The sequence below is a fragment of the Rhizobacter sp. genome (assembly GCF_032229685.1).
Taxonomy (GTDB): Bacteria; Pseudomonadota; Gammaproteobacteria; order Burkholderiales; family Burkholderiaceae_C; genus LMDS01.
In genome coordinates this window covers 1-22,608 of the sequence record NZ_JAVTWP010000053.1, presented here as the reverse complement: position 1 = coordinate 22,608, position 22,608 = coordinate 1, and the positions used below count along the sequence as shown (strand labels likewise).

Annotated in this window: 19 protein-coding genes and 1 tRNA gene; 6 read left to right on the top strand and 14 right to left on the bottom strand. The window is 67.5% G+C overall.

Going from position 1 to position 22,608, the window contains the following annotated elements:
* Positions 1-234: 234 nt before the first annotated feature.
* Both AC30PD_RS24555 and AC30PD_RS24550 read right to left on the bottom strand, forming a co-directional pair.
* Entirely contained in the window at positions 235-543 is a 309-nt protein-coding gene (locus AC30PD_RS24555; protein WP_489538319.1) for a hypothetical protein, read from the bottom strand.
* 302 nt (positions 544-845) lie between these two features.
* Positions 846-1,238 carry a 2'-5' RNA ligase family protein gene (locus AC30PD_RS24550; protein WP_489538320.1) on the bottom strand — a complete coding sequence of 131 codons (393 nt, stop codon included), beginning with the start codon at positions 1,236-1,238 and terminating at the stop codon, positions 846-848.
* A 288-nt stretch (positions 1,239-1,526) separates the two neighbouring features.
* Here AC30PD_RS24550 and gmk point away from each other — a divergent pair, with 288 nt between their 5' ends.
* The 3 genes from gmk (at position 1,527) to AC30PD_RS24535 (ending at position 4,779) form a co-directional block, all read left to right on the top strand.
* Positions 1,527-2,147 (top strand): guanylate kinase, encoded by a 621-nt coding sequence (gmk, locus tag AC30PD_RS24545; protein ID WP_489538318.1) that lies wholly within the window; start codon positions 1,527-1,529, stop codon positions 2,145-2,147.
* Positions 2,148-2,193: 46 nt separating this feature from the next.
* Positions 2,194-2,397, top strand: coding sequence for a DNA-directed RNA polymerase subunit omega (rpoZ, locus tag AC30PD_RS24540; protein ID WP_489538317.1), 204 nt, complete (start codon positions 2,194-2,196; stop codon positions 2,395-2,397).
* Positions 2,398-2,508: 111 nt separating this feature from the next.
* Positions 2,509-4,779: a RelA/SpoT family protein gene (locus AC30PD_RS24535; protein WP_489538316.1), complete on the top strand. Its 2,271-nt coding sequence runs from the start codon at positions 2,509-2,511 to the stop codon at positions 4,777-4,779.
* Here AC30PD_RS24535 and greB read toward each other — a convergent pair.
* The 4 genes from greB to boxC all read right to left on the bottom strand — a co-directional run bounded on the left by greB (position 4,769) and on the right by boxC (position 9,829).
* Positions 4,769-5,344 carry a transcription elongation factor GreB gene (gene greB / locus AC30PD_RS24530; protein WP_489538315.1) on the bottom strand — a complete coding sequence of 192 codons (576 nt, stop codon included), beginning with the start codon at positions 5,342-5,344 and terminating at the stop codon, positions 4,769-4,771. The two genes, AC30PD_RS24535 and greB, sit on opposite strands and share 11 nt — an antisense overlap.
* A gap of 14 nt (positions 5,345-5,358) precedes the next feature.
* Entirely contained in the window at positions 5,359-6,636 is a 1,278-nt protein-coding gene (boxA, locus tag AC30PD_RS24525; protein ID WP_489538314.1) for a benzoyl-CoA 2,3-epoxidase subunit BoxA, read from the bottom strand.
* Positions 6,637-6,730: 94 nt separating this feature from the next.
* Positions 6,731-8,158, bottom strand: a complete 1,428-nt coding sequence (gene boxB / locus AC30PD_RS24520) for a benzoyl-CoA 2,3-epoxidase subunit BoxB (protein ID WP_489538313.1) — start codon at positions 8,156-8,158, stop codon at positions 6,731-6,733.
* Positions 8,159-8,170: 12 nt separating this feature from the next.
* Positions 8,171-9,829, bottom strand: a complete 1,659-nt coding sequence (gene boxC / locus AC30PD_RS24515; protein ID WP_489538312.1) for a 2,3-epoxybenzoyl-CoA dihydrolase — start codon at positions 9,827-9,829, stop codon at positions 8,171-8,173.
* Positions 9,830-10,526: 697 nt separating this feature from the next.
* On the opposite strand from boxC, the gene AC30PD_RS24510 reads away from it, so the two are divergent.
* Positions 10,527-11,072, top strand: a complete 546-nt coding sequence (locus tag AC30PD_RS24510; protein ID WP_489538311.1) for a DUF4256 domain-containing protein — start codon at positions 10,527-10,529, stop codon at positions 11,070-11,072.
* An 82-nt stretch (positions 11,073-11,154) separates the two neighbouring features.
* Here the strand turns inward: AC30PD_RS24510 and AC30PD_RS24505 are convergent.
* The 5 genes from AC30PD_RS24505 to hemC all read right to left on the bottom strand — a co-directional run bounded on the left by AC30PD_RS24505 (position 11,155) and on the right by hemC (position 15,403).
* Positions 11,155-11,231, bottom strand: a tRNA-Arg gene (locus tag AC30PD_RS24505).
* Positions 11,232-11,261: 30 nt separating this feature from the next.
* Positions 11,262-12,509 (bottom strand): heme biosynthesis HemY N-terminal domain-containing protein, encoded by a 1,248-nt coding sequence (locus AC30PD_RS24500; RefSeq protein WP_489538310.1) that lies wholly within the window; start codon positions 12,507-12,509, stop codon positions 11,262-11,264.
* A gap of 7 nt (positions 12,510-12,516) precedes the next feature.
* On the bottom strand, positions 12,517-13,668 hold the full coding sequence (locus tag AC30PD_RS24495) for a uroporphyrinogen-III C-methyltransferase (RefSeq protein WP_489538309.1): 1,152 nt from the start codon (positions 13,666-13,668) through the stop codon (positions 12,517-12,519).
* Positions 13,665-14,435: a uroporphyrinogen-III synthase gene (locus tag AC30PD_RS24490; RefSeq protein ID WP_489538308.1), complete on the bottom strand. Its 771-nt coding sequence runs from the start codon at positions 14,433-14,435 to the stop codon at positions 13,665-13,667. The genes AC30PD_RS24495 and AC30PD_RS24490 overlap by 4 nt, the downstream gene beginning before the upstream one ends.
* Positions 14,436-14,452: 17 nt before the next feature.
* The gene (hemC, locus tag AC30PD_RS24485) at positions 14,453-15,403 is read right to left on the bottom strand and encodes a hydroxymethylbilane synthase (protein WP_489538307.1); all 951 of its coding nucleotides are present in this window, start codon (positions 15,401-15,403) and stop codon (positions 14,453-14,455) included.
* A gap of 108 nt (positions 15,404-15,511) precedes the next feature.
* Between hemC and ppc the strand changes: the two genes are divergently transcribed.
* Entirely contained in the window at positions 15,512-18,316 is a 2,805-nt protein-coding gene (gene ppc / locus AC30PD_RS24480) for a phosphoenolpyruvate carboxylase (protein WP_489538306.1), read from the top strand.
* A 1-nt stretch (position 18,317) separates the two neighbouring features.
* Here the strand turns inward: ppc and AC30PD_RS24475 are convergent, their stop codons facing one another.
* From AC30PD_RS24475 to AC30PD_RS24465, 3 genes are all read right to left on the bottom strand, one after another.
* Entirely contained in the window at positions 18,318-19,349 is a 1,032-nt protein-coding gene (locus tag AC30PD_RS24475) for a M12 family metallopeptidase (RefSeq protein WP_489538305.1), read from the bottom strand.
* Between the two features lie 141 nt (positions 19,350-19,490).
* Positions 19,491-20,294, bottom strand: coding sequence for a LytR/AlgR family response regulator transcription factor (locus AC30PD_RS24470; protein ID WP_489538304.1), 804 nt, complete (start codon positions 20,292-20,294; stop codon positions 19,491-19,493).
* Positions 20,291-21,427, bottom strand: a complete 1,137-nt coding sequence (locus tag AC30PD_RS24465; protein WP_489538303.1) for a sensor histidine kinase — start codon at positions 21,425-21,427, stop codon at positions 20,291-20,293. The genes AC30PD_RS24470 and AC30PD_RS24465 overlap by 4 nt, the downstream gene beginning before the upstream one ends.
* 151 nt (positions 21,428-21,578) lie before the next feature.
* Here AC30PD_RS24465 and argH point away from each other — a divergent pair.
* Positions 21,579-22,608, top strand: a 1,030-nt coding sequence (argH, locus tag AC30PD_RS24460; protein ID WP_489538302.1) for an argininosuccinate lyase, incomplete at its 3' end; no start/stop codon positions are given.

The window sequence follows — 22,608 nt, the reverse complement described above, 5'->3', positions numbered from 1 at the left end:
CCATGGGGACGAGTTCCGAAGTAGTACGCGCTGATGAGCTCTAACGTTTGAGGTAGCCGGCGCGGAACGGCATGACGGCGCAACGCCCGGAATGAAATGGAGGGCCTGAAGCCGGCATGCGGTGGAGCGCCCGGATGACCGAAGGGTCAGACGTCGCGCTCGCGGCTGCCGCACACGAATGTGACGGGCTGCCCTTCACAGCAAGCAACGAGTGAACCGGGTTCGACTTTGGCTTCACGGTTGTTCGGCGAACTTGCGCCGCAGTGTGGCGCACCAATCAAGCAGTATGTCTGCGACTTCTTCCGCCTTCTTCCGGTTTGGATTCAACCCCATGCGTTCTTCTTCGACTTGCCAGAGATAGCGAGAAAGAATCTCTCGATCTTGCGCCTCGAGGAGCATTGTGAAAACTTGGGGCAAGTAGCGGTCGTACTCGTCTCTGGCCGTGGGTACACCAGACACACCGATTGGATCCCAGACGTAGTGCATGACTTCGTCGATCCGTTGATAAAGCTCCTTCTCGAAAGGAGTGAGTTTTCTGCCCATGTGGAGAGCGCCGAGATTGTTCTTGCGACGCCTGACGTGTTATCGACATCAAACAGTTTGCCGCTGGCAGGCAGAACCACCTACGGGTGGCAATTTCTCATAACCTTCAATCGCGGACAGCGGTCACCGACGCGCTGAAGTTGCGCTGCTGCATCCAGCACCCGAGGCACAAGACTCCCCTGCGAGCGAAAACTGTGGAGTATTCGGTGGGGTGTTTGGGCCGGCAAGGAACGAGTCTGATCGCACGACAGACACTTGGCACTTTACTGGACGTTCAGGTCCAAAACCTCGAGTAGCGTGGGTCAAGGTGGCAGCACGAGCGGCCGGCGGCCGCGGTGCCGATGTTCACCCTTGCCGACGAGGCTGTGAACGAGCACGAACTCCCGCGCGGCCCAGGGGATCGGTTCGGCGACAGTTTGCTCGGCGAGTTCCGTGCCGCCATGGCCCAACGTCATGTGCGGCCTGCCACCGACGCCGGCCTTCAAGCCGACCTCCGCGAGCGCCCACCCCAGCGCGGCGCGAAACGCTGCGATGCCTGCGGCACCGTCACGTTCGAGCAGAACCAGCGCCTCGTTTCCCTTGAAGCTCATGACGCGCTCGAAGACGATCTCGAATGCCGGGAGACTCAAGGCTGCCGCAGCTTCGACGGCTGCGTTGACCAGCGCGTCCGCCGGCGGTTCGCTGAAGCTCCCCATGTCGCCGCAGGTGACGTGAAGTCGATCGGCCGCGACGCGCGCACGAGTGCTCACGTATTGGCCGCGCAAGGCTTCGCCGGCCGAGGCAGGCTCGGTGGCGCACCGAAGCCCGGCAATGAGAACTGGTTCGACATGCGGGCGATTCTCTCAACGAATGTCGACCGGTCGGCCCACAAGGCGCGGCGATGCCCTGGCCGCCATCGGGCCGCGCCGGGCGCTCGGAGTGGCGCCGCTGCTAGACTGGCTGCCGAACCCCCGGCGGGCCCCCCCCCCCTTTCGATCCAGCCGATGGAATACCCCGGTAACCTTTTCGTCGTCGCTGCGCCCAGCGGGGCCGGCAAGTCGAGCCTCGTCAGTTCGCTGCTGCAGGTCGACTCGCACCTCGTGGTCGCGGTGTCGCACACCACGCGCGCACCCCGCGGGCAAGAACAGCAGGGCCGCGAGTACCACTTCACCGATGCGGCGACGTTTCGTTCGATGATCGAGTCAGGCGCCTTCCTCGAATGGGCCGAAGTGCACGGCCACCTCTACGGCACCTCGCGAGCGGCGATCGAAGAACGCATCACCGGCGGGCAAGACGTGGTGCTCGAGATCGATTGGCAAGGGGCGCTGCAGATCAAGAAGCTGTTCCCGAATGCCGTGCTGATCTTCATCCTGCCGCCGAGCTGGGAAGAACTGCTGCAGCGGCTGCACCGGCGCGGCGAAGACCGGCCCGAGGTGATCGCACGGCGCATGGAGAACGCGCGGGTCGAGGTCTCGCAGGCCCGGCACTTCGACTTCGTTATAATCAACGCTCTGTTCGAGACGGCGCTTTTCGACCTGAAAGCGATCGTGCATTCGCAGCGGCTCAAGTACGCTGCCTTGCAAAGAAGCAAGCCTGCTGTCTTTGCAGCTCTCGACCTCAGCTGATTCCTTGGCGAACCAGCCCGCATTCACTTCTCCCGGAGCACCGCACATGGCCCGCATCACCGTCGAAGACTGCCTGACCAAGATCCCGAACCGCTTTCAGCTGGTGCTTGCCGCCACCTACCGGGCCCGCATGCTGAGCCAGGGCCACGCGCCGAAGATCGAAACCAAGAACAAGCCCGGCGTGACGGCATTGCGCGAGATCGCCGCCGGCGAAGTCGGCATCGAGATGCTGCGCAAGGTGCCGGTCTGAGCGCGCCGACGCGCCTGGCCTGACAAGACCGCGCGGCCCCCGAGCCGCCATGCGATGACCGGGCATCACCCCGGGCTCACCGCAACGCCCAATCCACGTTAAATTCGGAACATGGGCGCCCGATCTCCGAACACCTTGCGTGACCCGCCAGCCGCGGCGGGCAAACGCACGAGTGTTCCTGCCGCTTCCGACGCTGCCGCCGCGTCGTTCGCCGCACTGACCCACAAGCTCGACTACCTCGACGCCGCCGACATCAAGCGCGTGCGCGACGCCTACCGCTTCGCCGACGAAGCGCACCTGGGCCAGTTCCGCGCCAGCGGCGAGCCCTACATCACGCACCCGATCGCGGTGGCCGGTCTCTGTGCAGAGTGGAAGCTCGACGCGCAGGCCATCATGGCCGCGCTGATGCACGACGCAATGGAAGATTGCGGCATCACCAAAACCGAGCTGATCGAACGCTTCGGTGCGCCCACGGCCGACCTGGTCGACGGCCTGACCAAGCTCGACAAGCTGCAGTTCTCCACGCGCGAAGAGTCGCAGGCCGAGTCGTTCCGCAAGATGCTGCTGGCGATGGCACGCGACGTGCGCGTGATCCTCATCAAGCTCGCCGACCGCCTGCACAACATGCGCACGATGGAGGCGGTGGCACCGGCCAAGCGCACGCGTGTGGCCAACGAAACGCTCGAGATCTACGCGCCGATCGCGCACCGCCTCGGCCTGAACCAGACCTACCGCGAGTTGCAGGAGCTCTCGTTCCAGCACCTGCGCCCGTGGCGCCACGCGGCCTTGTTCAAGGCGGTGCAGAAGGCGCGTGGCTACCGGCGCGACATCGTCGAGCGCATTCAGCATGACGTCGAGAAAGCCTTTGCTCAGGCCAAGCTGCCGGCGCAGGTGTTCGGCCGCGAAAAAACGCTGATCTCGATCTACAAGAAGATGCGCGAAAAGCACCTGACCTTCGCGCAGGTGAACGACATCTTCGGCTTTCGCATCGTCGTGGCCACGCTGTCCGAGTGTTACGTGGCGATGGGTGTGCTGCACCAGCTCTTCAAGCCGCTGCCCGGCCGCTTCAAGGACTACATCGCGATCCCCAAGGCCAACGGCTACCAGTCGCTGCACACCACGCTCGTGAGCCCGCTGGGCACGGCGGTCGAGTTCCAGATCCGCACCGAGCCCATGCATGCCGTGGCCGAAAAGGGCATCGCCGCACACTGGCTATACAAGACCACGCGCGGCCCGGTTCACGTGCAGGAAGCGCAGCGCCTGGGCGCCATGTGGCTGCAGTCGCTGATCGACATTCAAGACGAAACCCGCGACGCGAGCGAGTTTCTCGAACACGTGAAGATCGACCTGTTCCCCGATGCGGTCTACGTGTTCACGCCCAAGTCGAAGATTCTGGCGCTGCCGCGCGGCGCCACGCCGGTCGACTTCGCGTACGCGATCCACACCGACGTGGGCGACCACTGCGTCGCGGCCAAGGTCAACGGCGAGCCGGTGGCGCTGCGCACCGAACTGCGCAGCGGAGACGTGGTCGAGGTCAGCAGCGCACCCGGTGCACGCCCGAACCCGGCCTGGCTGAACTTCGTGCGCACCGGCCGCGCGCGTTCGAAGATCCGCCACTACCTGAAGAACATGGAGCAGGAAGAGTCGGAAGACCTGGGCCGCAAGATGCTCGCGCAGGCCTTGCGCGCCGAAGGCCTGCAACTGCCCGAGACCGAAGCGCCCGAGGGCGCGGCCTTGTGGCAACAGCTCGTGCGCTGGAGCGGCAACCGCGCCACCACCGACCTGTTCACCGACATCGGACTGGGCCGCAAGATCGCGACCATCGTGGCCAAGCGCCTGGCGCGCCTGATGAGCGAACAGGGCAGCAAACCCGACCCGCTCACGCTGACGATGGGCCGGTACGCCGCCGACCTGGACGACGCGCCCGCACAAGGGCTGGTGTTGATCGACGGCAGCGAAGGTGCTTCGGTGCAGCTCGCCCCGTGTTGCCGCCCGATCCCGGGCGACGGAATCGTCGGTTACCTCGGCCGTGGCGAAGGCCTGATGGTGCACACCACCGAGTGCAGCGTCGGCAAACGCCTGTTCGAACGCGACAGCGAACACTGGATGGGCGTCGACTGGGCCGAGCAGCCGACGCGCTCTTTCGAAACCGCGGTGTCGCTGCTGGTGCGCAACGGCAAGGGCGTGCTCGCGCAGGTGGCCCAGGCGGTGAGCGAGGCCGAGGCCGACATCACGCACATCGACATGGGCGACGACACCGCCGCCGAGATCACGGAGCTCAACTTGCTCTTGAGCGTGCGAGACCGGCTGCACCTGGCCGACGTGATGCGCACGCTCAAGCGTTCGGCCGCGGTGCTGCGCGTGGCGCGCGTCAAGCCTTAGCGTGGCCCGGCGGTGCGGGGTAATGCACGGCCAGCACCTCGATCTGCTCCAGCCCGCCGGGCGTCATGAGCTGCAGCTCGTCGCCGACGCGGGCCTTCAGCAGCGCGCGCGCGATCGGTGACACCCAGCTGATCTCGCCGGCCAGGTTGTCGGTCTCGTCGATGCCCTTGATCGTGACGGTGCGCTCTTCGTCGCGCTGGTTCACGTAGGTCACGGTGGCGCCGAAGAAAACCTGGTCGCTGCCGTGGTGCACCGAGGGGTCGGCCACCTCGGCGATGTCCAGGCGCTTGGTCAGGAAACGGATGCGGCGGTCGATCTCGCGCAGGCGCTTCTTGCCGTAGAGGTAGTCGCCGTTCTCGGAACGGTCACCGTTCTTCGCCGCCCACGAAACGATCTCGACGATCTTCGGCCGCTCGTCGTCCAGCAGGCCCAGCAACTCGGCGCGCAGCCGCGCGTAGCCGGCCTGCGTGAGGTAGTTCTTCGTGCCAGCAGGCAGGGCCGGCAAGGCGACTTCATCGTCGTCGTCGGCGTCCGCATCGGGTTCACGGGTGAAGGCCTTGTTCATCAAGCGGCCCCGGCTCAGTAGGTTTCGAGATGCAGGCGGCCTTCTTGCCGGAGCGTGGCGCCGATCTTTTCCCAGTGCAGCCCCGCCTGCTGCGCCACGTCGCGCAGCGCCAGCACCACGCCTTCTTCCATGCTCTTCAGGCCGCACACATAGATGCAGGTGTTCGGGTCGGAGAGCAAGGCAGCGAGATCGGCAGCACGTTCGCGCATCAGGTCTTGCACATAACGCTTGGGCTGGCCGGGCGTGCGCGAGAACGCGAAGTTGATGTCGATGAAGTCTTTCGGCAGGTTCTGCAGCGGGCCGAAGTAGGGCAGCTCTTCTTTCGTGCGCGCACCGAAGAACAGCATCAGCTTGCCCCCTTCGAACTTGCCCGAAGCGCGCAGTCGGCGCCGCCACTCGGTCATGGCGCGCATCGGCGCGCTGCCGGTGCCGGTGCAGATCATCACGATGTTCGAGCGTGGGTGGTTGGGCATCAGGAAGCTGGAGCCGAACGGGCCGATCACCTGCACCGAGTCGCCCACCTGCAGGTCGCACAGGTGGTTCGAGGCCACACCACGCACCGGCTGGCCCTGGTGGTCTTCGAGCACCCGCTTGATCGTGAGCGACACGTTGTTGTAGCCGGGCCGCTCGCCGTTGCGCGGGCTGGCGACCGAGTACTGGCGCGCGTGGTGGGCGCGGCCCTGGGCGTCGAGCCCGGGCGGCAGGATGCCGATCGACTGGCCCTCGAGCACCGGAAACGGCATGCTGCCGAAGTCGAGCACCACATGGTGGGTGTCGTACTCGTGGCCGACGGCGGTGACTCGCACGTTGCCGACGACCGTGGCCGTGATCGGGCTCTTCGGCCCGTGCAGGTTGGTGTAGGCGTGCGCGGCCGACCAGGGTGGCAGCGTGGCGCCGTACATGCTCGCGCTGAAGGGCGCCTCGCCCGCGGCGGCGGTGTGTGCGTCGGTCTCGCGGGCGGCACTCGGCGTGTCTTCCGTTAGCACAACACCTTCAGCCGCGAGTTGCTCTGCGCTGATCTCGGCCGGCAGTTCGTCCCAGGTGAGCTGCTCGGCCGGCGTGTAGGCGCGCACGCGCAGCATGGTGCGCCAGTTGTCGATCGAACCGGTGGGGCACGGCGAAATGCAGGCCATGCAGAAGTTGCACTTATCGGGGTCGACCACGTAGTTGCGGTCGTCGTGCGTGATCGCGCCCACCGGGCACGTGGCTTCGCAGGTGTTGCAGCGGATGCAGATCTCCGGGTCGATCAGGTGCTGCTTGATGACCGGGTTGGCGGCGGTGGCCGTGTCCATGTGTGTCTCCTCGCTTCTTCGCGCGCTCGCAAAGAGGCCCATTGTGCGCAAGGGGCCGAAAGGCCCCTTGTTCTGGTGGATCCGGCAGCGCGCTTCAGTTGAAGCGCACGTACTCGAAGTCGACCGGCTGCTTGTTGATGCCCATCGCCGGCGGCGCGATCCAGTTCGCGAAGCGGCCCGGTTCGACCACGCGGCCCATCAGCGAAGCCACGAAAGCGAAGTCATCGGGCGTGGGCAGCCACTCGTTCTTCTTCGCGCTCCATTCTGCCTCGCTGACCACGCGGCCTTCGGGCGACATCTTCACGCCCGCGAGTGCACCGATCTGGCGGTTGAAGGCCTTGTGCGGCACGACCATGCGGGTCGGGATGCCGGCCTTCTCGAGCACCTTGTTCCAGCGGCCCACGCCGGCCACCGAGTCCTTGATGAAGTCGTCGCGCAGCACTTCGTTGAGCGCGTTCAGCATCGGCACGTCCTTCTCGACCAGCTGGCCGTTCTGGACTTCGAGCACCTTGTAGGTCTGGCCCTTGAGGATGTGGTCGTCGCTGCGTTTGCCTTCTTCGTAGCGGCCCTTCAGGCCCGAGCTGTAGAAGATTGCGGCGTTGCTCGACTGGTCGGCGCCGAACAGGTCGATCGTCACGCTGTAGTGGAAGTTGAGGTAACGCTGCACGGTGCCCAGGTCGATCGCGCCGGCCGCACGCACCTTCTGCGCGTCGTCGGTCTTCAGCTCGTTCATCACCTGCGCGGTGCGCTGCAAGACGCGCGACACGCCGCTCTCGCCCACGAACATGTGGTGCGCTTCTTCGGTCAGCATGAACTTGGTCGTGCGGGCCAGCGGGTCGAAGGCGCTTTCGGCCAGCGCCGAGAGCTGGAACTTGCCGTCGCGGTCGGTGAAGTAGGTGAACATGAAGAACGCCAGCCAGTCGGGCGTCTTCTCGTTGAAGGCGCCCAGGATGCGCGGGTTGTTCTGGTCGCCCGACTGGCGTTGCAGCAGCGCATCGGCTTCTTCGCGGCCGTCGCGGCCGAAGTGCTTGTGCAGCAGGTAGACCATCGCCCACAGGTGGCGGCCTTCTTCCACGTTGATCTGGAACAGGTTGCGCAGGTCGTACATCGAAGGCGCCGTGAGGCCGAGGTGGCGTTGCTGCTCGACCGAAGCCGGCTCGGTGTCGCCCTGCGTGACGATGATGCGCCGCAGGTTGGCGCGGTGTTCGCCGGGCACGTCGGTCCAGGCCTTTTCGCCGAGGTTGTCGCCGAAGTGCACCTTGCGCTCGGCGTCACCCGGGTTCAGGAAGATGCCCCAGCGGTAATCGCGCATCTTCACGTGGCCGAACTGCGCCCAGCCGCCGGGGTCGACGCTGACGGCGGTGCGCAAGTACACGTCGAAGTCGGTCGAGCCTTCGGGGCCCACGTCGTCCCACCAGTTGATGAAGTTCGGCTGCCACTGTTCGAGCGCGCGCTGCAGCGTGCGGTCTTCGGCCAGGTTCACGTTGTTGGGGATCTTTTCGCTGTAGTTGATGCTGCTCATGGTGTGCTCTCGTTAAACCCGGTTCCAGTCGAACTGTGCCTTGTCGCCCTTGCCATAGACCTTCAATGCGCCCTTCTCGCCCACGGCGTTCGGGCGCTGGAAGATCCAGTTCTGCCAGGCCGTGAGGCGGCCGAAGACGCGCGTGAACATGTTCTCGGGGCCATTGAAACGCAGGTTCGCTTCGAGGCCCGTCAGCGCGTCGGGCGACATGGCCACGCGCTCTTCGATCGCGATGCGCAATTCGTCGTCCCAGTCGATGTCGTCGGGGTTGCTGGTGACCAGGCCGATCGCGAACGCGGCGTCGGCGTCGAGCGGCTGGCCGGATTGGGCACGCACCGCTTCGAGCGCGGGTTGCTCGTTGTAGTAGCGGCGCTGCAGACGGCTCTGTTCGGTGACCATCGGGTAGATGCCGAAGTTGGCCTCGCCCACGGTGACCTTCGGCGCGCGCGCTGCGTCGTCGGGCAGCGCGAGGTGGTAGCTGCGGTCGCAGGCCAGCGCCAGCTCGAGCAGCGTGCCCGCGAAACACGAACCGGCATCGATCACCGCGAACAGGCTGCGCGACGACACGTCGAGGCGGCTGAAGGTGCGGCGCAGCAGGCCGATGGTTTCGCGCACCAGCCAGTGCTTCTGGTGCGCGAGCATCAGCGCGTCGCTGGCGAGCACGGCGGCCGCATCACCTTCGGTCTTGAGCAGCCAGGTGCCGATGTCGAGCTCGTTGGTGCGCATCGACAAGATCGCGTCTTCGAGTTCGCGGCCCATCTGCAGCGGCCACCAGGCCACGCCGGCCGCGACGATGCCTTCGAGTGTGGTGGGTTGGGCAGCGGCGGGCGCTTTCACGGTGAAGGTGGCGGTGCGCTTGGCGCGGTCGATCTGCACTGTGACGAATTCGTAGCGCAACGCGTCGGCTTCGAGCGTGCACTGCAGCGGCGTGAGCGCCACACCCTTTCCGTCGGCCGGCCGGTCGCTCTGCGCGGCCAGCACCAGCGCGCGCTCCTGCACCTTCTGCGCGAACACCTGCGGCTTGGCGATCTCGTCGACCAGGCGCCAGTCTTTTGCCTTCTGCCCGCGCACACCTTCGACGCTGGTGCAGAACAGGTCGGCGAGGTCGTGCCGCACATGGCGCTTGTCGGTCACGCGGGTCAGGCCGCCGGTGCCGGGCAAAACGCCGAGCAAAGGCACTTCGGGCAGGCTCACGGCCGAGGAGCGGTCGTCGACGAGGTAGATCTCATCGCACGACAAGGCCAACTCGTAGCCGCCGCCAGCACAGGCGCCGTTGACGGCCGCGATGAACTTCAGGCCCGAGTGTTTCGACGAGTCTTCGAGGCCGTTTCGGGTTTCGTTCGTGAACTTGCAGAAGTTCACTTTCCACGCGTGGCTGCTGACACCGAGCATGAAGATGTTGGCGCCCGAGCAGAACACCTTGTCTTTTGCACTGGTCACGACCACCGTGCGCACTTCGGGGTGCTCGAAGCGGATGCGGTTGATCGCATCGTTCAGTTCGATGTCGACGCCGAGGTCGTAGCTGTTGAGCTTGAGCTTGTAGCCCGGGCGCAGGCCCGCGTTTTCATCGAAGTCGGCCAGCAGCGTGGCCACCGGGCCCTCGAACTTCAGCTTCCAGTGCCGGTACTGGGAAGGGTCAGTCCGGTAGTCGACACGCGGTGCTTCGTTCATGGAGAGTTCCTCGGGATCGTGCGAACAGCCGCACTGGTTGCGCCAATGAAATGCATAATACTGCATCTTCTTGAGAAAGATCAAGCAGTTTTGTGCATGCCTTCTTCTGCTCCCTCACAGGGGGAGGAAAGCGAGCTGGCTTCAAGGTTTCGAAAGGCATGCAGTCGAACGCGATGCCAGAGAAGCGAAAGCAACATATTGCACTATCTCTGATCCCTCAACTGCTCAGGCTGCACACCCGGCGGCGGCCTGCCAGTGGCCATCCCTGCCCCGCCATTCCGCGTGTTCGACCGCATGACGCCGATTGAAATGAGAACTTCTTCTCGGCGTGGCTGTGTGCCCTGCCCCACTCAGGGGGAGGCGCGAGGCGTTGCCGGCGCCTAGTCTGAAGACATGAACAATCCATGGTCGAACCTCGTCGAGAGCCTCTCGGGCACGCAGCGAAAGCTGCCGAAGTCGTGGCCCGCGAGCAGGGTGCACCGGGTGCTGGACGACCGCCCCGCCGCGAAGCCGAAACATCCAGCACGCGAGGGTGCCCACCAGCAGCTGCGGCCCGACCCGCTGGCGCGGGGAGTGGGATCACCCACGCCGTGCGCCTGCGCCGCCTGCGTGCTCGGGCTGAAACAGCCGCCAGCGGCTACGAGGGTTCGCTAGCCCGAGCCTTCGGCTGCGCGTCGGAAACTCCACCGCAAAGAGCATGAAAGCATCAGAACGGCAAGACCTGCTCGACACGCTGCGCGCCCGCTTCGAGAAGAACGTGCGCCGGCACAAGACACTGAAATGGGCCGATGTGCTCGCCCGACTGGAAGCCGCTCCCGCGGCCCTGGTTTGTTTGCGAGCAATGGAGACGAGCGGCGGCGAACCCGACGTGATCGGCCACGACAAGGCGACGGGCCACTTCACCTTCTGCGATTGCTCGGCAGAGAGCCCGGCCGGGCGCCGAGGTCTCTGCTACGACGGCGAGGCGCTCCGGTCACGCAAGGAAAACAAGCCCGCCGACAACGCCGTCGACATGGCCGCCGCGATGGGCATCGAGTTGCTGTCGGAAGAACAGTACCGCGCGCTCCAGCAGCTGGACGACTTCGACACCAAGACATCGAGCTGGGTGCGCACGCCCGCCAGCGTGCGCTCGCTCGGTGGAGCGCTGTTCTGCGACCGGCGCTATGACACGGTGTTCGTGTATCACAACGGCGCGCAGTCGTACTACGCCGCCCGAGGCTTTCGCGGCTCGATCCGGGTCTGAACGCAGCCGACAGGTCACCCGAACAAGAAAAAACGGCCTGGAAACCGAAGTCTCCAGGCCGTTGTTCCATTTCTTGTTGTTCTGGTGCGGCTGGCAGGAATCGAACCCACGACCCCTTGGTTCGTAGCCAAGTACTCTATCCAGCTGAGCTACAGCCGCGCAGCCGCAGATTATAGCAGTTGAAATGCGTCAGGGCAGGCGGGCTGCAGCTTCGAAGCAGCGGGCGACCCGCGCGGCGTCACCTTCCTGCTGTGCCAGCCGCGCCAAAGCGAGCCAGGCCTTGCGCCGCGCCGCGGTGGGCAAGGCCGCATCGGCGGCCGACTGCTCGAGCGCCAGCCGGGCCTTGCCCCAGAGCTGGCGCTCGGTGAGCGCGCAACCCAGTGCGAGCGCCATCGAGGCTTCGCGCGGGTAAGCCTGCGACGCCGCCTCGAGGCGAGGCAACCACTCGGGCCCCAGGCCCTGCACCGCAGCCGCCAAGGCCTGCGCGACGGCGCTGCGCTCGTCGGCGCTCAACTCCGGCAGCCGATCCCAGAACGGCCGCAACCAGCCCCGCGCTTCGTCGACAGCACCGAGCTCGGCGGCGCGCACGGCCGCGCGCGCAGCGACGAACGGGTCGCGCCGGTCGACCGCATCGAACTGGAGCCAGGTGCGCCGCAACTGGTCGGCGTCGTGCGCGGTGGCGAGCGATTCGAACGCGAGCGAACGCAGCAGACCTTCGGCCGCGCCCTTCGAAAAAGCCTGGTGCTTGGCCAGCAGGCGCGCTGTCTTGAGCGCGTCTTGAGGCTGGCGGCCCAGGCGCGTGGCCTGGAGCTTCAGGCGCAATGCGTGGGTGCGCCGCGCCACACCCACGGGCAACTCGGCCAGCAGTTCCATCGCACGCGGCGCGTCACGGTCTTCGAGCGCCCACTCCGCCGCGAGCAGGCGCGCGCCCTCTTCTGCCGATCGCGCTGCGGCACTGCGGCGCGACAGGTGCAGGGCACGGCGCAACTCTTCGTCGCGACCGGTGCGGTCTTGCAGGCGGTGCGCGCTGCCGGCGGCCAGCAGGTGGCCGAGCACGGTGAACTCGTTGTCTTGTGCCAGCTCGGGCGTGTCGGCCTGGATCGCCAGCGCGCGTTGCGCCGCCTTCTGGGCGCGGCTGTAGCGGCCGCCGAAGTATTGCGCGAGCGCGTCGCGCAGCGCCGCCTGCGCGCTGCGGTCTCGCCGAGCCACGCGCCACTCGCGCGCGCGCTGCGGCAGGCCGATCAGCGTGTTCAGCGCCTGGATCGCACTGACGAGCAGGAAGCAGCTGCCGAACAGCAGCAGCAGGAACAGGTTCAGCGAGATGTCGTAGCGCCAGCCGCGCCAATACAGCGCGACGAGCCCGTCGTTGGTGCCGAGCGTGCTCGCCGCCACCACCGCCGCCACGAAGAGCAGCACGAACCAGATGGTGGCGCGCATCTGAGCGTCAGCGCCCGGCAGCGGCGGTCAGCGCGGCGAGCGTGTCGTCGGGCCGCGGCACGCCCACGCTGCGCGCCTGGCCGGCCACCTGCTTGACGAGTTCGATCGCGAGTAGCGTGCGCTTCGAGCCGCGGTCGAAGTAGCGGTCGAGCGCCGCCTGCGCACCCTGCAGGTCGGTCTGCGCGATGCCGAACTGCCGGCTCAGAAGAGCCAGCCGTGCATTGAGCAGACGAAGCTTGAGGTTCTCGCGCAGAAAGTACGACTGCTCCGGCGCCAGCAGCATCGCGTCGGGGTGGTCGGTCTGCGTCACGCGCACCAGCGACTTCGCTTCGCCCCAGACGCGTTCGCTCAGCGTGTTCCAGAACTCGCCGACCTGGGCCGACCAACCCGGCGCTGCGCTGGCCGCACGCCCGACGGACGCAGCACTCGCGCTTCGGCCCGCGGCCGACGCCGGCCGCGCCACGTCGCGCGCCGGCTCGCGGCGCGTGTCGACCACGGCCACGAGCGGCAGGTCGTCGACCATGCGGATCGCCTCGTCGAGCTTGATGCCGAGCGAGGAGATGTCGGCCACGCTGACGGCTTTCACACGGTCGAGGTCACGCACGATCGCGCGCCGCACGCCTTCGAGCCGCGGTTGGTTGTAGCGCGCCAGGCGCTCGTCGCTCTGTTTCAGCGTGGCCACCAGCGGCTCGGCGCTGCCGGTGATCGCGGTCTGCTGCAAGGCCACGCGGATCGCCGCTTCCACGTCGACCAGGATGTTCTCGTCACGCGAGCGCGAGAGCGACTGGATCAGCTCTTCGAGCTGGCCACGCTGCACCGCCACTTCGGCCACGCGGGCTTCGAGCAGCGCCAGCTTGGCGGCGGTGCTGCCCATGCCTTCCTGGGCCTGCTTGGCCAGCATGCGGGCTTCGGTCGAGAGCGCCGCGCTGTCTTGCTGGCGCCGCACCAGTTCCTGTTCGAGCGTGAGCACCCGCTGGTCGGCCTTCCAGGCGAGCACCACACTGGCCACGGTCAGCGCGCCCAACACGGCGCCCGCGCCCCAACCGATGCGCGACGCCAGGGGCGCCGCTGCGCGCGCCGGCTCTGCGGCAGCCGCAGTCGGGGCAGCCGGGGCTGCGGCCACCGGGGTGGAAACCAGGTCGGGGGGAAGCTCGTTCACGATCGCATCGATTGTATGCAGGCGACCACCGCTTCCAGCGGCGGGCGACACTCGGTCACACGTGCGATGCCGAGCTGGCGCGCGCGCTCGACGATGCGCGGGTGCGTGGCCAACGCGCGCGCTTCTGGCCAGCGCGGCGTCTCGAAGCCTTGCACCAGATGCTGCAGGTGATCGATCGCTTCGGAGCTGCTGAAGTACCAGAGGTGCGACGCCGGTTCGCGCAGCGCGCCGGCCAGCACGGCCTGCTGCGAGGCGTCGAACAGCGGCGCCTCGCGGCGGTAGGCCGCCACGTGCGCCACCCGCGCACCGCGGCCGCGCAGCGTCTCGGCGAGCCAGTCACGGCCCCCGTCACCACGCACGATCAGCACCTGCGCGCCGTGCCAGTCCTGCGTTTCGAGTTGCTGCCACAGCGACTCCGAATCGAACTGCGCGGCGTCGGCAGAGGGTGCCACCGTCTGCGCAACGGGCACGCCCATGTCGAGCAGGCTGCGCGTCGTTCCCGGCCCGGGCGAACCGGCGATCACGCCAGCCGGCCAGCCCATGCCGGCCGGCCGCAGCGCGAAGAAGTGCTCCACGGCATTCGGGCTCACGAACATGACCAGCCGGCAGGTCGGCAACGATTTCCAGGCTTCGTGCACCGCCGCCGCATCGGCCGCCGGGCCCACGCCGATCAGCGGCAGGGCCACGGCCTCGATGTGTTCGGCGCCCAAGCGCCGCACCCAATCAGCGGCCTGCGCTGCCGGCCGCGTGACGATCACCCGCAGCATCGGCGGCACCGGCCGGTTCAGGGCGCGGCGCGCTGTTCGGCCGCGGCGCCGAGGTACGCGGCCGCGCCGGCCTGGCGCAGCACCTCGGCCGCGCGCTCGCCGAGCGCCCGCGCATCGGCGTCGGTGGCGACCTTCGCGCTGTCGGTCACCCGCAACAAGGGCGACTGCGGTGCCACCGGGTGGCCGAGGGCGACACGCAGTTCCAGCGCCGCGCCATTCCAGACCGCGTGCGCCGCCAGCGGCATGCTGCAGCTGCCGCCGAGGGCACGCGACACGGCCCGTTCTGCCTGCACCGCCAGCCAGGTGGGACGGTGCGTCAGCTGCGCCAGTTGTTCGCGCAGCGCGTGGGCGTCGGCCCGCACCTCGATGCCGAGCGCGCCCTGCCCCGCACAAGGCAGCATCTGAGCCGGCTCGAAGCGCGAGCGGATTCGTTCGGCCAACCCGAGCCGCATGAGCCCGGCCGCGGCGAGCACGATCGCGTCGTAGCCGCCTTCGTCGAGCTTGCGCAGGCGCGTGTCGAGATTGCCACGCAGCGGCTGCACGTCGAGGTCGGGCCGCAGCGCGGCCAGCTGCACCACGCGGCGCAGGCTCGAGGTGCCCACGCAGGCGCCCTGCGGCAAGTCGGCCAGCGTGGCGAAGCGGTTCGACACAAAAGCATCGCGCGGGTCTTCGCGGTCGAGCACCGCGGCCAGCTCGAAGCCTTCGGGCAGGTCCATCGGCACGTCTTTCAGCGAATGCACCGCGAGGTGCGCACGCCCTTCTTCCAACGCGGTTTCGAGCTCCTTGACGAACAGCCCCTTGCCGCCGACCTTCGAAAGGCTGCGGTCGAGGATCTGGTCGCCACGCGTCGTCATGCCGAGCAGCGCCACGCTCATGCCGAAACGCTGCGTCAGCAGGTCACGCACATGCTCGGCTTGCCAGAGTGCCAGGCGGCTTTCGCGGGTGGCGATGAGGGTGCTTGAAGTCATCGAACAATGCTAGCAGGCGCGCCTCTTGCGTGAGCCCCGCGGCCACCCGCAGCGGCACGCTGCTACGATTCGTCGGCCCGTAACCAAATTACATCAATCGAGGTAACCATGGCCAGCGCCAAAGCCCTTGCACCCCGCCGCAGCGCCAAAAACGACGCCGCCCAGAAGAACAAGCCACTGGTCGACGACATTCGCCTGCTCGGCCGCATCCTGGGTGACGTGATTCGCGAGCAAGAGGGCAAGGCGGCGTTCGAGCTGGTCGAGCGGGTGCGCCAGTTGTCGGTGGCCTACCGGCTGAAGAGCGACGCCCAGGCCGGCCGCGCGCTCGACCGGCTGCTGAAGAACCTGTCGGGCGACCAGACCGTCAGCGTGATCCGCGCTTTCAGCTATTTTTCGCACCTCGCCAACATCGCCGAAGACCGCCATCACGTGCGCCGGCGCGACCACCACGAGCGCCAGGGCCACCTGCACGAAGGCTCGCTGACGATGACGCTGGAGCGCCTGGCGCAGGCCGACATCCGCGCCGCCGACATCGCCAGCACGCTGGCACGTGCCTACATCTCGCCGGTGCTCACCGCGCATCCGACCGAGGTGCAGCGCAAGAGCATCCTCGACGCCGAGCGTGCCATCGCCGAGCTGGTGGAAGAGCGCGACACGCTGCACACCGAGCGCGATCGCAACGAGAACGAAGCGCTGATGCGTGCGCGCGTCACGCAGCTCTGGCAGACGCGCATGCTGCGCACCGCCAAACTGACCGTGGCCGACGAGATCGAGAACGCGCTCAGCTATTACCGCTCGACTTTCCTGCGCCAGATCCCGCGCATGTACCGCGACATCGAACAGGCGCTGCCGGGCCACGAGATCGCGTCGTTCTTCCGCATGGGCAACTGGATCGGCGGCGACCGCGACGGCAACCCCTTCGTCACCGCCGACACGCTGCGCATGGCGCTGGCACGGCAAAGCGAAACCGTGCTGCGCTTCTATCTGACCGAAGCGCACGAGCTCGGCGCCGAACTCTCGATCTCGGCCACGCTGGCACCGGTGTCGGCCGACATGCTCGCGCTCGCTGCGAGCTCGCCCGACCACAGCGTGCACCGCAGCGACGAACCCTACCGGCGCGCGCTGATCGGCATGTATGCGCGGCTGGCGGCCACGCTCGAACTCTTCACCGGCACGGAAGCGCTGCGCCATGCCGTGGCGCCGCAGAACCCCTACCTCTCGGCCTCAGACTTCCTGAGCGACCTGCGCGTCATCGACGCCTCGCTCGCCGCGCACAACGCACAAGCCCTGGCCGCACCGCGCCTGCAGCCGCTGCTGCGCGCGGTGCAGGTGTTCGGCTTCCACCTCGCCACGGTGGACCTGCGGCAAAGCTCCGACAAGCACGAGGCCGTGGTCGCCGAGCTGCTGCGCGTGGCGAAAGTCGAGGCCGACTACAGCGCCCTGAGCGAAGACGCGCGCCGCGCGCTGCTGGTCGGGCAACTCAACGACGCGCGGCCGCTGCGCGTTCGTGCCGCAGCCTACAGCGAGCACACGGTCGGCGAGCTCGCGATCTTCGAAGCCGCCGTCGAGATGCTCGCGCGTTACGGCCGCGAGTCGCTGCGCCACTACATCATCTCGCACACCGAAGACGTGAGCGACCTGCTCGAAGTGATGCTGCTGCTGAAGGAAGTGGGGCTGCTGCGCGGCACGCTCGCAGACGGCGCCGTCAGCGACCTGATCGTCTCACCCCTCTTCGAGACCATCGGCGACCTGCGCAACGCCGCGCCGATCATGCGCGCCTTCTACGCCCTGCCCGGCATCACCGGCATGATGAAACGCAGCGGCGCCGAGCAAGACATCATGCTCGGCTACAGCGACAGCAACAAGGACGGCGGCAGCTTCACCAGCAACTGGGAGCTGTACCGCGCCGAGCTCGATCTCGTGGCGCTGTTCGCCGAACTCGGCCGCGAACACGGCATCACGCTGCGGCTGTTCCACGGCCGCGGCGGCACGGTCGGGCGCGGCGGCGGCCCGAGCTACCAGGCGATCCTGGCGCAGCCGCCGGGCACGGTGAACGGCCAGATCCGCCTGACCGAACAGGGCGAGGTGATCGCCTCGAAATACGCCCACCCCGAGATCGGCCGGCGCAACCTCGAAACGCTGGTCGCCGCCACGCTCGAAGCCACGCTGCTGAACCCGACCAAGAGCGCGCCGAAGAGTTTTCTCGAAGCGGCGGCGGCCATCAGCGACGCGAGCTTCGCGGCCTACCGCAAGCTCGTTTACGACACCCCCGGCTTCACCGAATACTTCTTCAGCGCCACGCCGATCCGCGAGATCGCCGAGCTCAACATCGGCTCGCGGCCGGCATCACGCAAGGCCACGCGCGCGATCGAAGACCTGCGCGCGATCCCGTGGAGCTTCAGCTGGGGCCAGTGCCGTGTGGGCTTGCCGGGCTGGTGCGGCTTCGGCTCGGCCATCGAGGCGTATCTCGGCAAGGAACCGAAGCAGCGCAAGGAACGCCAGGCGCTGCTGCAGCGCATGCACAAGCAGTGGCCGTTCTTCGGCACGCTGCTGTCGAACCTCGACATGGTGATCGCGAAGAGCGACCTCGCCATCGCGGCGCGCTACGTCGAGCTGGTGGAAGACAAGAAACTCGGCAAACGCATCTTCGGACTGATCCGCGCCGAGTGGCAACGCACCAGCGACGCGCTGGAGTTGATCACCGGCGAGAAGCTGCGCCTGGCGTCGAACCCGTCGCTCGCGCGCTCGATCGAACACCGCTTTCCGTACCTCGACCCGCTGAACCACCTGCAGGTCGAGTTGATGCGGCGCTATCGCCACCGCACCGAAGGCGACCCGGGCAACGCCAAGGTGCAGCGAGGCATCCACATCTCGATCAACGGCGTGGCGGCCGGCTTGCGCAACACGGGCTGATTCAGGCCGAGGTGCGCCGCACGCGGATCGTGTAGTCGCCTTTGCCACCGGTGCGGTTGTAGTGCCGCACCTGCGCGTAGTAGAGCCCCGGCACCAGGCTCGCGGCGATGCGCGCGTTCGTGCCTTCGCCACTGTCGTCGTCTTCGGCGATCACGTTGGTCGCGCTGTTCGGGCCGAACAGGCGCATCACCACGTCGGTCGGGCCTTTGGTGTCGATGACGTGGCTGCCACCGGTCACGACCGTGAACCTGAACAGGTCTTCTTCGCCGGGCTTGCCGATCGAGGCGCCGGTGCGGCGCGACGCGTTCACCTTGATCTCGGTCGCGTCGACGACCGTCGGTGCGCTCTTCGGGTAGGCCTGCGCGCTGGCGATGAAGGCCTTGTCGGTGGCCGAGAGAACCTCGTTCGCATGCGTGCCGACGCCGCTCTTGACCCAGCTGCCGGGAAAGAAGTACAGCATGATCGAATCGGGGTCGAACTTCGTGCCTCGCAGCTGGTCGGCGCGGTACTTGTCGAGCACGTTGTGCCGGATCGTCGCTTCGTCCCAGTTGTTCGGCGGCCCCGACAGGCTCTGGATCACGGTGGCTTCGTTCCACTCGATGCCACCATCGGGGTTCTGGTGTTCGTGCGCCAGGCCGATGGCGTGGCCGAACTCGTGGCCGGCGGTGCCGCCGTCCATGAAGCCGAGGTTCATCGTGGCCTGGTTGCTCGGGATGCCGCGGTTGTCGGTGCCGATGTAAGACCACGCACCGTCATCGGGGTCGAAAGAGATGCGGATCTCGGCGTCGGGCGCGTTGTTGAAGTCGAACTTGAGGTTCGCGAACGCCGTCCACCACTGGGCCTGCTCTTTCGCCTTGGCCTGCTGCGCGGCCGTGCCACCCAGAAAACGCACGCGCAGCGTGCTGCCGTTCATCCACAGCTTGCCGATGACCGCGATCGCACGGGTCCGGCCGCCACGGGTGACGGTCGACTGAAAGCGCATCTGGTTGCCGGGCAACACGCGGTCGGTGCAGAAGTGATCGTGCTTGGCCATGAGGGACTCCGTGCATTCGGTGGAAAACACCTGCCCCGCTTGGGGCACACGCGACGCAGGCTACGCCCCGGCTCGGGGCCAGTCCATAGACCGATTTAGGGGGGCGGGAAGGTGTTGGCGGGGGGCGTGGCAGCCCGCCGCTCACTGCCCGGCGGCGATGATCGCTTCGCGCACCGCGGCGGCCTGGCGGCGCGACACCGCCAGCCATTCGTTCACCGGCGCCATGCACACGGCCCAGCCTTCGCCGCCTTCGTCTTCGCCTTCGCTGGCGATCACGCGGCGCTCGAGCGCACGCACCGCGCGGCGCGCCACCAGCGCGTTGCGGTGCACGCGCAGAAAGCGATTGCCGAGGCGCTCTTCCAGGTCAGACAGCGGCTCGTCGAGCACATAGGTGTGTTCGGCGGTGCGCAGCGTCACGTACTTCAGCTCGGCCTTGAAATACAGCACGTCGACGAGCGGCACGCGCACCACGCGGCCCCGGTCGCTGACCACGATGACTTCTTCGGCGTCGTTCGCACGCACCGCCTGCGGCAGCGCGAGCCGTTGCGCCAGCCGCTGTGCGACACGTTGCAGGGCCGCGTGCAGTCGCTCGCGCTTGACGGGTTTGGTGAGGTAGTCGACCGCGTCGAGATCGAAGGCGCGCAGAGCATGTTCGGCGTGCGCCGTCACGAACACAACCGCCGGCGTCGGTGTGCCCGCCTCCGCCTGCTGGCGCAACTCGGCGGCGAGCTGGGTGCCGTCGCGGCCGGGCATTTGCACGTCGAGCAGCAGCACGTCGCAGGGCTGGGTCACGAGCCACGACAAGGCCTGCGCCGCGTTCGCCGCTTCGCCGACCACGGTCGCGCGGGGTTCGATGCAGTCGTTCACCAGGCCACGCAGGCGCAAGCGCGCCAGCTCTTCGTCGTCGACGATGAGCACGCGCAATGCGCCGGTCGGCGCGTTCACAGCGGCACCACGATCTGGACCCGGAACACGTCGCCTTCACGCCGCGTCTCGAACTGCGCCGCCACGTCGTGCATCAGGCGCAGGCGCTCGCGCACGTTGCGCAGCGCCATGCCGTTGCCGGGGCGCGAAGCGCTCTCGGGCACGCTGTTGACGATGGAAACGAGCGCACGGCCCAGCTTCACGCGCGTGCGCACGCGGATCACACCGCCCGTGTCGGAAGGCTCCACGCCATGGCGCACCGCGTTCTCGACCAGCGGCTGCAGCAGCAGCGGCGGCACGCGCGCGGCACCGGCTTCCGGGTCAAGCTCCCAATTGACCTGCAGCCGGCTGCCGAAGCGGATCTGCTCGATCGCGAGGTAACGTTTGGCGAGCTCGACTTCTTCGGTCAGCGTGACCGACTCGCCGCTGTCGGTGATGGCCACGCGGAACAGTTCGGCCAGGTCTTCGAGCACACCTTCGGCACGCGCCGGGTCGAGCCGCACCAGCGTGAGCGCGGTATTCAGCGTGTTGAACAGGAAGTGCGGGCGGATGCGCGACTGCAGCTCGGCCAGCCGCGCCGTGGTGTCGGCCGGCAGCATGGCCTGCGAGCGCATGCGCAGCCACTGGAACATCACCGCCGCCATGCCGGCGCCGGCCAGCGCGAGTGCCAGCCAGGGCGTGGGGCCGAGGCCTTCGGCACCCACGAGCAGCCAGGCCGGCGCCGAGCCCACCACGCCGCCGGCCGCGCCCAGCAACACCGCGAACACCCACTGCGCCGCCAGCGACAAGGCACCGAGCGGGCGGCTCAGGCCGCAGGCGACGAGCAGCCACAGCAAAACGCCCGGCAGCGCCGCGCTCGACGCGGTGGCCACAAGGGCGAGCCAGCCAGCGAGGTTCGTGGCGTTGAAGAGCACGCCCACCGCCACCACCGCGTGCACGAACAGCACCGCCCGCAGCACCACGCCGGCGTGGCACACATCGAACACCGAATGGGCCTTGGCACGCACCGGCTCGGCCGAGCCGATGGCGTCGAACACCGTGGTGCCGAAGCCGGTGGAGCGCGCCTCGGCCGGCCGTGAAGGCGAAGCCCCCAGGCGGCCGGGCCGGCTGGCCGGGGCGTCGGGGTCGGTGTGGCGCGAAGGGCGTGGGGGCATCGGTGGCAGGCTGGCGTGGGCGAGGTGGCGAGAGGGCCTCTATAGAATCGACGACGCTCGCGACCCGGGCCGCCAGCATGCTCATCGGTCGCGCATTGTCCCCAACTCCGGCACGCCTGCACAGAGGCGGCCGTGCCGCAAATCACACGCCATGTCTGCCAACCAACTCGACAAGAAGTCCCAAGCCTGGTCTGCGCTTTTCTCGGAACCGATGAGCGACCTGGTGAAGCGCTACACCGCGAGCGTGGGCTTCGACCAGCGCCTGTGGCGCGCCGACATCCGCGGCAGCCTGGCCCATGCCGAGATGCTGGCGGCGCAGAAGATCATCTCGGCCGAAGACCACGCCGCCATCGAGCGTGGCCTGGCGCAGATCACGCAAGAGATCGAAGCCGGCACGTTCGAATGGAAGCTCGATCTCGAAGACGTGCACCTGAACATCGAGGCGCGCCTGACGAGCCTGGTCGGCGACGCGGGCAAGCGCCTGCACACCGGCCGCTCGCGCAACGACCAGGTCGCGACCGACGTGCGCTTGTGGCTGCGCGACGAGATCGTCGCCATCGGCGGGCTGCTCACCGAATTGCAGCGCGCGCTGGTCGAAGTGGCCGACAAGAACGCCGAAGTGATCCTGCCCGGTTTCACGCACCTGCAGGTGGCTCAACCGGTGAGCTTCGGCCACCACCTGCTCGCGTACGTCGAGATGTTCTCGCGCGACGCCGAGCGATTCAACGACGTGTTCCGCCGCACCAACCGGCTGCCGCTCGGCGCAGCAGCCCTGGCCGGCACGAGCTACCCGCTCGACCGCGAGCGCGTGGCGCGCTCGCTGGGCATGGTCGACGAGCAAGGCCACGCCAGCGTGTGCCAGAACAGCCTCGACGCCGTGAGCGACCGCGACTTCGCAATCGAGTTCACCTCGGCCGCCGCCTTGTGCATGGTGCACTTCTCGCGCTTCAGCGAAGAGCTGGTGTTGTGGATGAGCCAGAACTTCGGCTTCATCGACCTGGCCGACCGCTTCTGCACCGGCTCGTCGATCATGCCGCAGAAGAAGAACCCCGACGTGCCCGAACTTGCGCGTGGCAAGACCGGGCGCGTGGTCGGCCACCTCATGGGCCTGATCACGCTGATGAAAGGCCAGCCGCTGGCCTACAACAAGGACAACCAGGAAGACAAGGAGCCGCTGTTCG